Raw genomic sequence first — 14,190 nt, 5'->3', positions numbered from 1 at the left:
CCTGTGGAAGGTCATTTCTCAGGCGACGACTTACTCTTTTGCAGCGTCTCTTTTAGCTGACCGATAAGCTGACGACGAAAATCACCGAGACGTGGTTTATCGTTATCGATCCACGGCAATGGTCGACATAGCTCCATCGCTTTTATTCCCAGTCGAGCGGTAAGGAGACCTGCGCCAATCCCCTGCGCCGCACGCGTGGACAAGCGTGCGGCCAGATCCTGAGACATCCAGTCCATACCGACTTCACGCACCAGCTCACTGGCTCCCGCAAACGCGATATTCAGCAACACCAGACGGAACAGACGAAGGCGGCTGTAATAACCAAGTTCAATGCCATACAGCGTTGCGATACGGTTAATCAGGCGTAAATTACGCCAGGCAATAAACGCCATATCCACCAACGCTAACGGACTGACGGCGATCATCAGAGTCGATTCCGCGGCGAAACGGCTAATCTCACGTCGCGCCTGCGCGTCAAGTACCGGCTGTACCAGATGCGCATACAAGCCGACGATTTCCCTGTCGTTTTGCGTTTCGTGAATAGCGGCATACCAACGTTGTAATGCCGGATGTGATTGATCAATCCCCGCCTGCTGCGCCAGTTTTTCGCAAAATGCGCGACCTTTCCCGACGCTATGGCTATGTAACAGTTCACGCGCCTCATCGCGCTCATGCGCCCGCTGGCGCAAGCGCCATAATCGCCGCCACTCCGTGACCACCGATCCCACGCCAGCGCCAACGATCAGCGCGCCTGCGGCACAGCCGCCTAAAGCGACCCAGTCCTGAGTTTGCCAGGCATTCATTGTCCACTGTACGCCTTGCCCGACCACGCTCACGCCAAACAGCGCCAGCCCTCCCATCACCATTTTACGCCACAGGCTGCGTTTGGGGCGCAGCGCGGCATCGACCGCCGCTTCTGCCGCGCCTTCGTCTTCCGGGGGCTCATCGATAGCCGCAGGCGCAAATGTACGCGACTCCGCTTCGCTGAAAGTTTGCTGCGCTTTGAAGGCCGACGTAGACTCCTCCTTTAGCGGTTCTGCAAAATCAATACGCGGTTTTAACGGTTCGCTCATCGCAGCTTATCTCCTATTAAAAACTCCAGCGCAGCGTCCAGACGAATATGCGGTAACGGTTTATCAACATCCATCACCTGCGGACGAAAGGCTTCGAACTGAAAACCCTGCTTATCCCAAAACGCTTGCCCCGGCAAACGCGAAGGCACTTCGCCGGGGTACACGGTTAACGGCGCGCCGTCACTCAAACGGTTTCCACGTAAAGCCGGGATTTTTTCGCCGTTGACCTCAATCACACCGCTGGTGGTCGCCTGTACCGACGCCAGCCCCAGGCAATCCATACTAATGCCTTCAAACGCGGCATTTTGCCAGGCATCCTGAATAAGCTGCTGGAGCAAGGCCACCATATTGGCATGTTGGTCGAGGGTGACATGGTCGGCTTTCGTCGCAGCGAACAGCAATTTATCAATCACCGGCGAAAACAAACGACGAAACAGAGTTCGCTGGCCATAGTGAAAACTTTGCATCAACTGCGTTAAGGCGAGACGCATATCATTAAACGCCTGCGGCCCGCTATTAAGCGGTTGCAGACAGTCGACCAGCACAATCTGGCGATCAAAGCGTAGAAAATGATTTTTGTAGAACCCTTTGACCACTTTTTCGCAATAGTAGTTAAAGCGTTCGCGCAGCATTCCAGCGTTGGTCTGCTTATCCGCCTGCGCCAGTTTTGACTCGCCGAAGGCGTCCACATCCGGCCACGGGAAAAACTGCAACGCTGGCGCACCCGCCATATCGCCCGGCAAAACAAACCGTCCAGGTTGAATAAAATGCAATCCCTGCGATTTACACTGATGCAAATAATCCGTCCAGGCGGCGGCAATCTCCGCCAGCCGATTTTCATCGGCGGGCGCCAGCGGATCGAGTCCATCGCAAAGTTGCCGCCATTTTGCGGCCCACTCAGCGCGTTGTCCTTGTAACAAGCCGTTCATCTGACGGGACCAGCTTAAATAATCCTGAGCCAGCATGGGCAGATCGAGTAACCATTCCCCTGGATAGTCCACAATCTCCAGATACAATGTCGAGGTATCTTTAAAATGGCGCAGCAGCGAGTCGTTTGAGCGATAGCGCAACGCCAGCCGAATCTCACTGACACCGCGCGTCGGTGTGGGCCATGCGGGAGGATTGCCATAAAGCTGAAGTATCCCCTCATCGTAGGTAAAACGGGGAATACCAAAATCACGTTGAGGCACGCGCTTTACGCCAAGCAGGCGTTCTTCGCGTACCGCGCTGAGCAACGGTAAGCGCGCGCCCGCGTGGACATTAAGCAACTGGTTAACCATCGCCGTGATAAACGCTGTTTTACCGCTGCGGCTCAACCCGGTTACGGCAAGACGCAAATGCCTGTCTACCCCACGATTGACCAGCGCGTTGAGTTCAGTTTTAAGTCGCTTCATTGACATCCTGTTGAGCCTGAAGAGAAGAAAAAATAATAACGAGCCTGCGTTATAGATATGTGCAAAAACGTTATTATCAACTACCCGGAGAGATCAACAACGGCGCATTAAGCGCCGCGGTTAGTATGAGTATTGAGCAATAGATTATCTATTTTTTTACTTTCGGCATATCAAGACGACTGATGCCGCCCATATTCATCGCGTGCGTATACCCCATATCAAGCAACATTTGTTTTGCCATGCCCGACTGTCGTCCGGAGTTGCAATATAACTTTACCGTATCGTTCCTGTCTGGAACTACCGTTTCGATATGAGATTTAATCTCCTGCAATGGGATATTAATCGCGCCCTGAATATGCTCTCGCTGATATTGTTCCGGAATGCGGACATCTATCCAGTATTCTGCGGCATAAAGCGGCATGGCTATGAATAACGCTAACGCAAATATTCCTTTTTTCAACATACTTCCGTCCTGACACGTAATGTATTTCGCACACACTATACGCCAGAGCTTAACGAAATATTATGACCAGACTCGCTATTTGTAACGCTGCGAAATTTTATTCGCCGCCTTACGAAGTACTGGCTCCAGCGCAAACGCCAGCAACATTTTTAGCGGACGACGGGCGACGGATTTTACCGCCCATCCCGCCACGCCGGCAGGCCCGTAGCGTAACGCGGTCAACAGAACCAGCTTACCTGCTATTTTGAAGCCGGGCTTCACCTTCTGCCCGGCGCGTTGCCAGCGAGTATTCATCTTCACCTTCCCGATATATCACTTAAAGTTGACGGAAACGACTACGCAGTGTGAACGTATCTGACGTGACGTAGCGTTCCATTTCTCGCAAACGCTTTTCGCCTGCGGCAAGCTCTCTGTCTACGGTATCCAGCAGTTCGCCGCTGGTCGGCTGCGGTTTCCCTGCGGCCAGATTATCCGGCATAGGGTCCAGTACAAAAGACAGGACGATATAGGCCACTACGGTAAAAAACGCCAGCCCAAAGAAAATCGACAGCACGACCAGAATACGCACCAGTTTTACCGGTACATCAAGGTAGTCGGCGATCCCGGCGCAAACGCCACGCACCATGCCCTTTTGCGGCATACGCCATAGTTTTTTATTCAGATTGATTCCACCCATTAGCGCTCTCTCCAGTTCGGATGCTCTGCATCAAGAATGTCTTCCAGCGCCTGAATGCGCTCGCGCATACGTTGCGCATCGTCTGTGAGTTGCAGTAAGCGTTGCTGCTCGCTTTGCGACAGTTCTCCCCGACCGGCGCGGTTGCTGTAATGCAGCCACAGCCAAATCGGTAACACAAACAACACAAAAATGGTTAACGGGATGGCCAGAAATAGCGCGCTCATGCGTTCTCCTTACACCTAAAGCTGATGAGCGACGGCGCGTATCGGCGCCGCCATTGTCATTATTGATTATCTTGCTTCATTTTGGCTTTCAACTGCGCCAGCTGCTCGCTGATTTCATCATCGGCTTTCAGGTTGGCAAACTGTTGGTCCAGCGATTGCTGCTTACCAAAACGATGGCTTTCCGCTTCCGCTTCCATTTGATCGATACGACGTTCAAAGGATTCAAACCGCGCCATGGCTTCATCCAGTTTGCCGCTGTCAAGCTGACGACGGACATCGCGGGAAGAACTCGCCGCCTGATGACGCAGCATCAGCGCCTGCTGGCGAGCGCGTGTTTCGCTGAGTTTGTTTTCCAGCTCGCCAATCTCTTTCTTCATGCGCGCCAGCGTGTCATCCACCAGCGTGACTTCCTGTTCAAGCGTAGCAATTAAATCGGTCAGCTTTTGTTTTTCAATCAATGCGGCGCGCGCCAGATCGTCTTTATCTTTGCGCAGAGCCAGTTCCGCTTTTTCCTGCCACTCGATCTGCTGAGCCGTAGCCTGTTCAATACGACGGGATAACTGTTTCTTTTCCGCTAAAGCACGCGCGGAGTTCGAGCGAACCTCCACCAGCGTATCTTCCATCTCCTGAATCATCAGGCGCACCAGCTTCTGCGGATCCTCCGCTTTTTCCAACAACGCATTGATATTGGCGTTCACGATGTCGGCAAAACGAGAAAAAATACCCATAATTCAATCCTCACATAATGTTCTGATAACGGGCGATGCCCTGCTACATGATTAATACAATTTGCGTGCCAACTTTTCATACCACTGATAATAAAGAAATTGTTTCGTTTTACCTCGCCAGCAAAAAAGGATAAAGTGGTGAAAAACACTAACAAGTGGCGATTTTCATCATGGCTGAATTTAAAGATAACCTGCTCGGCGAGGCAAACCGTTTTCTTGAAGTACTGGAACAAGTCTCCCGGCTCGCGCCGCTGGATAAGCCAGTGCTGATTATTGGCGAACGCGGGACGGGTAAAGAACTTATCGCCAATCGACTGCATTATCTCTCTTCACGCTGGCAGGGGCCGCTTATCTCGCTTAACTGCGCGGCGCTTAACGAAAATCTGCTGGACTCCGAACTGTTTGGTCATGAAGCGGGTGCTTTTACCGGGGCGCAAAAACGCCATCCCGGTCGCTTTGAACGCGCCGATGGCGGCACGCTGTTTTTGGATGAACTGGCGACAGCGCCGATGCTGGTACAGGAAAAGCTGCTGCGGGTGATTGAATATGGCGAGCTAGAGCGCGTCGGCGGCAGCCAGCCGTTACAGGTTAATGTGCGATTAGTATGCGCCACTAATGCCGATTTACCCGCCATGGTGAAGGAAGGGACATTTCGTGCCGATCTGCTCGACAGGCTGGCTTTTGATGTTGTACAACTGCCGCCGCTGCGCGAACGCCAGAGCGATATCATGCTGATGGCCGAGCATTTTGCTATTCAGATGTGTCGTGAGCTACGTCTGCCCTTATTTCCCGGTTTTACCGATCGGGCAAAAGAAACGTTGTTGCATTACGCCTGGCCGGGTAATGTCCGCGAGCTGAAAAACGTAGTCGAACGTTCAGTGTATCGCCACGGCAGCAGTGAACATCCTTTGGATGAAATTGTTATCGATCCTTTTCAACGCCATCCCGCCGAACCGCCCACGCCCGCCCTGCCAGCGGCATCCGCCACGCCTGACCTGCCGCTCAACTTGCGGGAGTTTCAACTGCAACAGGAAAAAGCGCTGCTGCAACGTAGCTTACAGCAGGCGAAATTTAACCAGAAACGAGCCGCCGATTTGCTGGCGCTCACCTACCACCAGTTTCGCGCCTTGCTTAAAAAGCATCAGCTTTAGCTATTTCTCCGGCTAATTGACGACATTTACGCCAGTTATCCACCGACATTTTTACGTGGCGGGCCGAAGTGCGATACACTTTGCAAATTGAACTTCAAAAACTTAACTATTATGCGCCTGGTTTTATCGTCTCTGATCGTGATAGCGGGTCTACTGAGTAGTCAGGCTACGGCTGCGGCTGCGCCCGAACAAACTGCGAGTGCAGATATTCGCGATAGCGGCTTTGTGTATTGTGTCAGCGGGCAGGTCAACACCTTTAATCCGCAAAAAGCGAGCAGCGGCCTCATCGTCGATACCCTGGCCGCCCAGTTATATGACCGCCTGTTGGATGTCGATCCCTATACTTATCGTTTAGTCCCAGAGCTGGCAGAAAGCTGGGAAGTGCTGGATAACGGGGCAACGTACCGTTTTCACCTGCGCCGCGACGTTTCCTTTCAAAAAACCGCCTGGTTTACGCCGACCCGAAAACTCAATGCTGATGATGTCGTCTTTACCTTTCAGCGGATTTTCGATCGTCGACATCCGTGGCATAACATCAACGGCAGTAGCTTCCCCTACTTTGATAGCCTACAGTTCGCCGACAATGTAAAAAGCGTGCGTAAGCTGGACAATAACACCGTTGAGTTTCGCCTGACGCAGCCAGACGCCTCCTTTTTATGGCATCTGGCTACACACTACGCTTCCGTCATGTCCGCTGAGTACGCCGCGCAGCTTAGCCGAAAAGATCGTCAGGAACTGCTAGACCGCCAACCGGTCGGCACCGGGCCTTTCCAGCTTTCGGAGTACCGTGCCGGGCAGTTTATTCGTCTCCAGCGCCACGATGGGTTTTGGCGCGGCAAACCGCTGATGCCGCAAGTGGTGGTAGATTTAGGCTCCGGCGGTACCGGGCGTTTATCGAAATTACTGACCGGTGAATGCGATGTTCTGGCCTGGCCCGCCGCCAGCCAGCTAACTATTTTACGCGACGATCCGCGTTTGCGCCTGACGTTGCGCCCGGGGATGAATATCGCCTATCTGGCCTTTAACACCGATAAGCCGCCGTTGAATAATCCCGCAGTGCGCCATGCGCTGGCCTTATCGATCAACAACCAGCGCCTGATGCAGTCGATTTATTACGGCACGGCGGAAACCGCAGCCTCCATTTTACCGAGAGCCTCATGGGCTTACGATAACGATGCCAAAATTACGGAGTACAATCCGCAAAAATCGCGCGAACAGCTAAAAGCGCTGGGCATTGAGAATCTTACGCTGCATCTCTGGGTGCCGACCAGTTCTCAGGCCTGGAACCCAAGTCCGCTAAAAACGGCGGAGCTTATTCAGGCGGATATGGCGCAGGTTGGCGTAAAAGTGGTCATTGTGCCGGTTGAAGGTCGTTTTCAGGAGGCGCGCCTGATGGATATGAATCACGATCTGACCTTATCCGGCTGGGCCACGGACAGCAACGATCCGGATAGCTTTTTCAGACCGCTGTTAAGCTGTGCGGCCATCAATTCGCAAACCAATTTCGCCCACTGGTGTAACCCTGAATTTGACAGCGTGCTGCGTAAGGCACTGTCGTCGCAGCAGTTGGCTTCGCGCATAGAAGCGTATGAGGAAGCGCAGAATATCCTGGAGAAAGAGCTGCCGATACTGCCGCTGGCATCATCACTACGCCTGCAGGCTTACCGCTACGATATTAAAGGGCTGGTGTTAAGCCCGTTCGGCAATGCGTCTTTTGCCGGCGTCTCCCGCGAAAAACACGAAGAGGTGAAAAAACCATGATTATCTTCACCCTGCGTCGGTTATTGCTGTTGCTGGTGACGCTCTTCTTCCTGACCTTTATCGGCTTTAGCCTGAGCTATTTTACGCCGCACGCGCCGCTACAAGGCGCATCATTATGGAATGCCTGGGTTTTCTGGTTCAACGGTCTGCTGCACTGGGACTTTGGCGTGTCCAGCATTAACGGCCAGCTGATCTCCGAACAGCTTAAAGAGGTGTTTCCCGCCACGATGGAGCTGTGCATTCTCGCCTTTGGTTTTGCGCTGATGGTCGGCATCCCGGTCGGGATGCTGGCGGGCGTGACGCGTAGCAAATGGCCGGATCGTTTTATCAGCGCGCTGGCACTATTAGGTTTCTCAATTCCGGTTTTCTGGCTGGCGCTTCTGCTCACACTGTTCTTTTCGCTCACGCTGGGGTGGCTGCCGGTATCCGGGCGATTTGACCTGCTTTATGAAGTTAAACCGGTTACCGGTTTCGCCATCATTGACGCCTGGATTTCAGATTCGCCGTGGCGTGATGAAATGGTGATGAGCGCCATACGGCATATGGTTTTACCGGTGCTCACGCTTTCCGTCGCGCCGACCACAGAAGTGATCCGCCTGATGCGAATCAGCACTATTGAGGTCTACGATCAGAACTACGTTAAAGCGGCGGCCACGCGCGGCTTGTCGCGCTTTACGATTTTACGCCGTCACGTGTTGCATAATGCGCTGCCGCCGGTCATTCCCCGTCTTGGTCTGCAGTTTTCAACCATGTTAACGCTGGCGATGATTACCGAAATGGTTTTCAGCTGGCCAGGGCTGGGACGATGGTTAATTCACGCCATTCGTCAGCAGGACTATGCCGCTATTTCCGCTGGCGTGATGGTCATTGGGTCGCTGGTTATTGTGGTCAATGTGATTTCCGATATTTTGGGTGCTATGGCTAACCCTCTGAAACATAAGGAATGGTATGCCTTACGATAGCGTATACAGCGAAAAGCGCCCGCCAGGCACCCTGCGCACTGCCTGGCGTAAATTTTATAGCGACGCGCCTGCGATGGTGGGTCTGTATGGATGCGCCGGTCTGGCGTTGCTGTGTATTTTTGGCGGCTGGATCGCGCCCTATGGTATCGATCAGCAATTTCTGGGCTATCAGCTACTGCCACCCTCCTGGTCACGCTATGGCGAAGTCTCCTTTTTTCTGGGGACTGACGATCTGGGGCGCGATGTGCTGAGCCGCCTGTTAAGCGGCGCGGCGCCCACGGTCGGCGGCGCGTTTATCGTAACGCTGGCGGCTACGCTATGTGGATTAGTCCTCGGCGTAGTGGCAGGCGCGACCCACGGTTTACGCTCTGCCGTACTGAACCATATTCTGGACACGCTGCTTTCCATCCCTTCGCTCTTGCTGGCGATTATCGTTGTGGCATTTGCCGGCCCACATCTGTCACACGCGATGTTTGCCGTCTGGCTGGCCCTGTTGCCGCGAATGGTACGTTCCGTCTATAGCATGGTGCATGATGAACTGGAAAAAGAGTACGTCATTGCCGCCCGTCTGGATGGCGCGACAACGCTGAATATTCTGTGGTTCGCCATTTTACCGAATATTACCGCCGGTCTGGTCACCGAAATTACCCGGGCGCTGTCGATGGCGATTCTGGACATCGCCGCGCTGGGATTTTTAGATCTCGGCGCGCAGCTTCCCTCTCCTGAATGGGGCGCCATGTTGGGGGATGCGCTGGAGCTAATCTATGTCGCGCCGTGGACCGTTATGCTACCCGGCGCGGCGATAACGCTCAGTGTTTTACTGGTAAACCTGCTCGGAGATGGGATTCGTCGTGCGATTATTGCGGGGGTGGAATAATGCCGTTACTGGATATCCGCAATCTCACCATTGAATTTAAAACCAGCGAAGGTTGGGTAAAAGCGGTCGATCGCGTCAGTATGACATTAAGCGAAGGTGAAATTCGCGGCCTGGTAGGTGAATCGGGTTCCGGAAAGAGCTTGATTGCTAAAGCTATTTGCGGCGTCGCGAAAGACAACTGGCGAGTCACTGCCGACCGTATGCGTTTTGATGATATCGATCTGCTGCGCCTCTCCTCACGTGAACGGCGTAAGCTGGTCGGACATAATGTGTCGATGATCTTCCAGGAGCCGCAGTCGTGCCTTGATCCTTCCGAACGCGTCGGCCGCCAGTTAATGCAAAATATTCCCGCCTGGACCTATAAAGGCCGCTGGTGGCAGCGTTTAGGCTGGCGTAAACGGCGTGCAATTGAATTACTGCACCGGGTGGGAATTAAAGATCATAAAGACGCGATGCGCAGTTTTCCCTATGAACTGACCGATGGCGAGTGTCAGAAAGTTATGATCGCTATCGCGCTGGCGAATCAACCGCGACTCCTGATCGCTGATGAACCCACCAACTCAATGGAACCGACGACGCAGGCGCAAATTTTTCGCCTGTTGACGCGACTGAATCAAAACAGTAATACCACCATTCTGTTGATTAGCCACGACCTGCAAATGCTGAGTCAGTGGGCTGATAAAATCAACGTTTTATACTGCGGCCAGACGGTAGAAACCGCGCCAAGTAAAGATCTGGTGACGACGCCACATCATCCTTATACGCAGGCGCTTATCCGCGCGATTCCGGATTTTGGCAGCGCGATGCCGCATAAAAGCCGTCTGAATACGCTGCCAGGCGCGATCCCGCTACTGGAGCAGTTACCGATAGGTTGTCGTCTGGGGCCACGCTGCCCTTACGCGCAACGAGAATGCATTATCACGCCACGCTTAACCGGCGCGAAAAATCATCTCTATGCCTGTCATTTTCCGCTGAATATGGAGAGAGAGTGATATGGTGGAAACTCTGCTTGAAGTGCGCAACCTGAGTAAAACCTTTCGCTACCGGACAGGATGGTTTCGTCGCCAGACCGTCGACGCCGTGAAACCATTAAGCTTTACGCTTCGTGAGCGTCAGACCCTGGCCATTATCGGCGAAAACGGTTCCGGCAAATCCACGCTGGCGAAGATGCTGGCCGGCATGATTGAACCCACCAGCGGCGAGCTTCTTATTGACGATCATCCCCTGCATTACGGCGACTATTCGTTTCGAAGCCAACGTATTCGAATGATTTTTCAGGACCCCTCAACGTCACTGAATCCACGTCAACGTATTTCGCAGATCCTTGACTTCCCCCTGCGCCTTAATACCGATCTGGAGCCGGAACAGCGGCGCAAACAGATTGTCGAGACGATGCGTATGGTGGGGCTATTGCCCGATCACGTAAGCTACTACCCGCATATGCTGGCGCCGGGGCAGAAACAGCGTCTGGGCCTGGCCCGCGCGCTGATTTTACGCCCTAAAGTCATTATCGCGGACGAAGCGCTGGCTTCGCTTGATATGTCCATGCGCTCGCAGCTCATCAATCTGATGCTTGAATTGCAGGAAAAGCAAGGCATCTCCTATATCTATGTCACGCAGCATATCGGCATGATGAAGCATATTAGCGATCAGGTATTAGTGATGCATCAGGGGGAAGTGGTTGAACGCGGCAGCACCGCCGATGTGCTCGCCTCTCCGCTACATGAGCTTACCCGCCGTTTAATCGCAGGCCATTTTGGCGAGGCGCTGACCGCTGACGCATGGCGAAAGGATCGCTAAGCGAAACAAATACCCTCAGTTCGATTCTCTGAGGGTGTTCATGCGACTGCCCAACAGCAATGTTTCAACCTCTTCTAACGCAACGGAAGGAAATAACGTGCCCTGGGTTGCCCAAATGCCTGCCGTTTTTAACACCGGCAAATAGCGTGTGTTTTCCTGGCCCCCCACCACGATCTTGTCACAATAACGCCGGATATGTTTGACAAGCAGCGGAAACGTCATTTTTTCAATTTGTGAGACAAAAAAGCTGCGATCAAGTTTTACGCCGCTAAAACACCCGCAAACTAATGGCGCAGCAGTTGCATTCCCTACGCCCAGGTCGCCCAGCCATAATGGATTAGGTTGCTTATGAAGCGCGTGTATTAAAGGATCGATTAAGGCGTTATCTTGACATGAAAAATGTTCAGCGACCTGCAGCTCCACAAATAGCATGGCGTGTAGTAATGCGCGAATATCTTTATCCTGAAGGACAAGCTGCGCCATACCCCGATCAATATTTACGATACAGAATAGGCCGTGGCGTAGAAACCAGCCATGTTTAGCCGCGATTGTCCGCAACAGATCAAGCAGAAAACGGCGCTTCTGCGAATTGTCCCATGACGAGATAACAAACTCAGGGTGTAGCGGACGAGCGGGCGACGATGCAAAATGGGTAGTGATTTCGACACCCAGTAAATCCCCCTCCATTGCCCTTATCGGCTCTGCCATAAAAAAATAGCGCATGTGACCACTCCACTTGATCTTAACTCCCTGATAATGCGCTTTTAACGCAAATCAATCAATAAAAACGATCAATATATAAAAAATGATCGAAAAAAACAATATATGTTAACTTCATGATAACTTGCTAATTTTATGTTTTGAGAATGTTCTTCTATTGCTATAAGAAAATTTACATACTATGCCGAACAACGCTAATATGACGGCATTAGACCATCCGTAAAGCCAGGTTTTTCTTGTCAGGCAGAGGGGAAAAATCAAGGCGAGTTAATGGTGTTGCACCATCGCGTGGCATTTCACCCACTATGGCAGCGCGGCATCGCCAACCCTAATGGCGAGTTGCATCTCCGCTACAGGCTGTCCAGATCCCCCGAACGACCTTTAAGCGAATAGCAACTCTCAATAATTGATCGGCAAATCTGTAGCGAATGAGCCCCGGCGATTCGCAGAAAAGAACGGAACTAAATGCTATTTTTTTAATTCATTCTTTAATACCTTAGCCACAAGAGTCCCTTCCTCAGGCGCGGCTAGTTTAAAACGTCTTCCTGGCGCAGGTGTCTGTTCTTCCTCTCCGATTAACGCATCAAGATCCGCAATAAGTGACTTATAATATTCAATATCTTCAGTATCTCCTTCGGTCTCGGCCCGCTTTAATTTTATCATGTGATGGGCCTTAATTTGCTCTTCCAGTTGCCTTGTTGCAAGAGAAACGCTTCGCTGTTGCCGGGATTCTTGTGACAGCACCATTTGATCGCCATCCACAAAGAAAAGAACCCCTTCTTTAATCAGAATATTACCTAAGATATTTATATCATGCATAAAAACCCCCCGGGATTTAAGAAGCTCCTCCGCCATTCGATAGTTATCTTCATCTTCAACATCGAACTCCTGACCTTGAATATATTTTGAAACTAAAACCGTAACGTCTTTACCATTAATATTCATGATGGCCGAACGAGAAAAATTCTTGTCGCCATTGGCCATATTCAAATACTTACTGACACGCTCAGGATGACAATTACGATGTTCCTGAGAGTTAACATCCACTTTTATTCCCCGCTCATTAACTGGAATCTTAACAACAAAGTCATCATGTAACCGATAGACTGTCCCATAACTTCCGCTACCTATTTTATTTTTTTCAATATCACGCATGCGAATATTTTTCTGAAACTCCGGCGAGTTAATAAACGCCTCTATTGCCGCTGGTTGTGATGCATCCGTCTGATCAATAGCGCCGCTCTCATAACCAGACGCCGTGGCGGGCGTGGTCAGGAAGTCTATCAAACGTTGCTCAAAAGCCTCATAGATTCCATTACTACCTGCCTCGCTCGGCGGTAGATTATCATTACCCAAAGCGGCAAGCGTAATTTCCCCGTTATTATAATTAAACATCGTTTCTTTTAAAAAATCGACGCAACGTTCAGAACACTCCGTCTCGGTCACTAATACTCCATCGTAAAACATCTGTAGTAGTAACATATTTTCTTGATGTACTAATACCTCTACAGTGTATTTATCTATTGTTTCAGGCCTGGAGGCATCAATAAGTTTAATATATCCAAGAAGGGGGCGCCATCGTGTACAGTCTTCATCTCGCTTCGAAAATGGTCCTGGAGAGAAAGGCCCTTTAATATCGGGATGCTCTTTTTTTTGGCACAGTAGATTATAGATTTCTCTATAATCAGAAATTAAACTTCGACTGGTAAATATATTCCTGAAAAAATCTATGAATTTCTCATACGTTGAAAAAACATGCTCTCTTTTATGATCAATGATATCTCTTAAATGTCTTTCTGATATCTGGCAACTATGATTTCCGATCTGAAATGTAAACGGCATATGTCTCATCCTCTGAAAATTTATTATAATATACATGCAAACATATAAAAACCTGAGTTGTAACTACTGTAATCACCTGATTTCCAAAATTTTTCATATTCAGTATTACTCTGCATCAATAAATAGAGAAAACCTTCAGCACCTAAAAAAGAAATTATTTTTGTTAAGCATTTGCTGGTTAAAATTACATGTCCATAACATCGCTAATAGGTGAGGTAAACCATTTGGATGAATATTCAGGCTTCCTACAGAACCTTTATTTGTCTGGTGGAAAGCGCATCGCTATCGTACTTGCTATCCGTCCCGGTGTCTCTGGTTGGATGAGGCGAACCTTACACCAGCTGGTATACTGCACCGTAGGGCCTGTCCCATTAGACTCTTTGATTTGCCAGTTTGGCCCTGGGGAGTGCTCAAAATCCTCAGGGGCTTCGTTACCGTGTGGTTTTAGAACGTCACCTGCCGGAGATAGCGGCGGAAAAATAGCGTGACACACGGGGCCAGGAGTGGGATATAATTTCA

General features: G+C 51.0%; 17 protein-coding genes. 8 read left to right on the top strand and 9 right to left on the bottom strand.

All coding sequences use genetic code 11. The features are described 5' to 3' along the window. Window positions 1-11: 11 nt before the first annotated feature. The 7 genes from J4617_RS02905 to pspA all read right to left on the bottom strand — a co-directional run bounded on the left by J4617_RS02905 (window position 12) and on the right by pspA (window position 4,558). Window positions 12-1,073 carry a TIGR01620 family protein gene (locus J4617_RS02905; RefSeq protein WP_001294479.1) on the bottom strand — a complete coding sequence of 354 codons (1,062 nt, stop codon included), beginning with the start codon at window positions 1,071-1,073 and terminating at the stop codon, window positions 12-14. Then, window positions 1,070-2,467, bottom strand: a complete 1,398-nt coding sequence (locus J4617_RS02900; RefSeq protein ID WP_000825858.1) for a YcjX family protein — start codon at window positions 2,465-2,467, stop codon at window positions 1,070-1,072. The genes J4617_RS02905 and J4617_RS02900 overlap by 4 nt, the downstream gene beginning before the upstream one ends. A 148-nt stretch (window positions 2,468-2,615) precedes the next feature. Beyond that, on the bottom strand, window positions 2,616-2,930 hold the full coding sequence (gene pspE, locus J4617_RS02895) for a thiosulfate sulfurtransferase PspE (protein ID WP_000913430.1): 315 nt from the start codon (window positions 2,928-2,930) through the stop codon (window positions 2,616-2,618). A gap of 75 nt (window positions 2,931-3,005) precedes the next feature. Next, window positions 3,006-3,224 (bottom strand): phage shock protein PspD, encoded by a 219-nt coding sequence (gene pspD, locus J4617_RS02890; RefSeq protein WP_001097607.1) that lies wholly within the window; start codon window positions 3,222-3,224, stop codon window positions 3,006-3,008. 22 nt (window positions 3,225-3,246) lie between these two features. Continuing rightward, entirely contained in the window at window positions 3,247-3,606 is a 360-nt protein-coding gene (gene pspC, locus J4617_RS02885; protein WP_000508938.1) for an envelope stress response membrane protein PspC, read from the bottom strand. Continuing rightward, a complete protein-coding gene (gene pspB, locus J4617_RS02880) occupies window positions 3,606-3,830 on the bottom strand; it encodes an envelope stress response membrane protein PspB (RefSeq protein WP_001274953.1) in 225 nt (74 codons plus the stop codon). Before pspB ends, pspC begins: the two co-directional genes overlap by 1 nt. Window positions 3,831-3,889: 59 nt before the next feature. After that, window positions 3,890-4,558, bottom strand: coding sequence for a phage shock protein PspA (pspA, locus tag J4617_RS02875; RefSeq protein ID WP_000510996.1), 669 nt, complete (start codon window positions 4,556-4,558; stop codon window positions 3,890-3,892). Window positions 4,559-4,728: 170 nt separating this feature from the next. Here pspA and pspF point away from each other — a divergent pair, with 170 nt between their 5' ends. From pspF to sapF, 6 genes are all read left to right on the top strand, one after another. Then, entirely contained in the window at window positions 4,729-5,709 is a 981-nt protein-coding gene (gene pspF / locus J4617_RS02870) for a phage shock protein operon transcriptional activator (RefSeq protein WP_023198592.1), read from the top strand. Between the two features lie 111 nt (window positions 5,710-5,820). Continuing rightward, complete coding sequence (gene sapA / locus J4617_RS02865) at window positions 5,821-7,470, top strand: peptide ABC transporter substrate-binding protein SapA (protein ID WP_001241622.1); 1,650 nt, start codon at window positions 5,821-5,823, stop codon at window positions 7,468-7,470. Then, window positions 7,467-8,432 carry a peptide ABC transporter permease SapB gene (sapB, locus tag J4617_RS02860; RefSeq protein WP_000583298.1) on the top strand — a complete coding sequence of 322 codons (966 nt, stop codon included), beginning with the start codon at window positions 7,467-7,469 and terminating at the stop codon, window positions 8,430-8,432. The genes sapA and sapB overlap by 4 nt, the downstream gene beginning before the upstream one ends. Then, the gene (gene sapC / locus J4617_RS02855; protein ID WP_001146150.1) at window positions 8,419-9,309 is read left to right on the top strand and encodes a peptide ABC transporter permease SapC; all 891 of its coding nucleotides are present in this window, start codon (window positions 8,419-8,421) and stop codon (window positions 9,307-9,309) included. The genes sapB and sapC overlap by 14 nt, the downstream gene beginning before the upstream one ends. After that, window positions 9,309-10,301: a peptide ABC transporter ATP-binding protein SapD gene (gene sapD / locus J4617_RS02850; protein WP_001128869.1), complete on the top strand. Its 993-nt coding sequence runs from the start codon at window positions 9,309-9,311 to the stop codon at window positions 10,299-10,301. Before sapC ends, sapD begins: the two co-directional genes overlap by 1 nt. A 1-nt stretch (window position 10,302) precedes the next feature. Continuing rightward, entirely contained in the window at window positions 10,303-11,109 is an 807-nt protein-coding gene (sapF, locus tag J4617_RS02845; RefSeq protein ID WP_000230462.1) for a peptide ABC transporter ATP-binding protein SapF, read from the top strand. A 15-nt stretch (window positions 11,110-11,124) separates the two neighbouring features. Here sapF and J4617_RS02840 read toward each other — a convergent pair whose 3' ends face one another. Both J4617_RS02840 and steC read right to left on the bottom strand, forming a co-directional pair. Further along, a complete protein-coding gene (locus J4617_RS02840) occupies window positions 11,125-11,832 on the bottom strand; it encodes an EAL domain-containing protein (protein ID WP_001268403.1) in 708 nt (235 codons plus the stop codon). A 465-nt stretch (window positions 11,833-12,297) separates the two neighbouring features. Further along, window positions 12,298-13,671 (bottom strand): SPI-2 type III secretion system effector kinase SteC, encoded by a 1,374-nt coding sequence (gene steC, locus J4617_RS02835; protein WP_208290670.1) that lies wholly within the window; start codon window positions 13,669-13,671, stop codon window positions 12,298-12,300. Between the two features lie 34 nt (window positions 13,672-13,705). On the opposite strand from steC, the gene J4617_RS02830 reads away from it, so the two are divergent. Together J4617_RS02830 and J4617_RS02825 are read left to right on the top strand one after the other, a co-directional pair. Beyond that, complete coding sequence (locus J4617_RS02830; RefSeq protein WP_031624765.1) at window positions 13,706-13,885, top strand: hypothetical protein; 180 nt, start codon at window positions 13,706-13,708, stop codon at window positions 13,883-13,885. Continuing rightward, window positions 13,860-14,159 (top strand): hypothetical protein, encoded by a 300-nt coding sequence (locus J4617_RS02825; protein ID WP_031624766.1) that lies wholly within the window; start codon window positions 13,860-13,862, stop codon window positions 14,157-14,159. The genes J4617_RS02830 and J4617_RS02825 overlap by 26 nt, the downstream gene beginning before the upstream one ends. Window positions 14,160-14,190 lie beyond the last annotated feature (31 nt).

Origin of the sequence: Salmonella sp. 32010601201800023SM (assembly GCF_017572235.1) — a bacterium.
Taxonomy (GTDB): domain Bacteria; phylum Pseudomonadota; class Gammaproteobacteria; order Enterobacterales; family Enterobacteriaceae; genus Salmonella; species Salmonella enterica.
The sequence above is the reverse complement of the archived record's forward strand: the minus strand, read 5'-3'. Positions and strand labels throughout refer to the sequence as shown.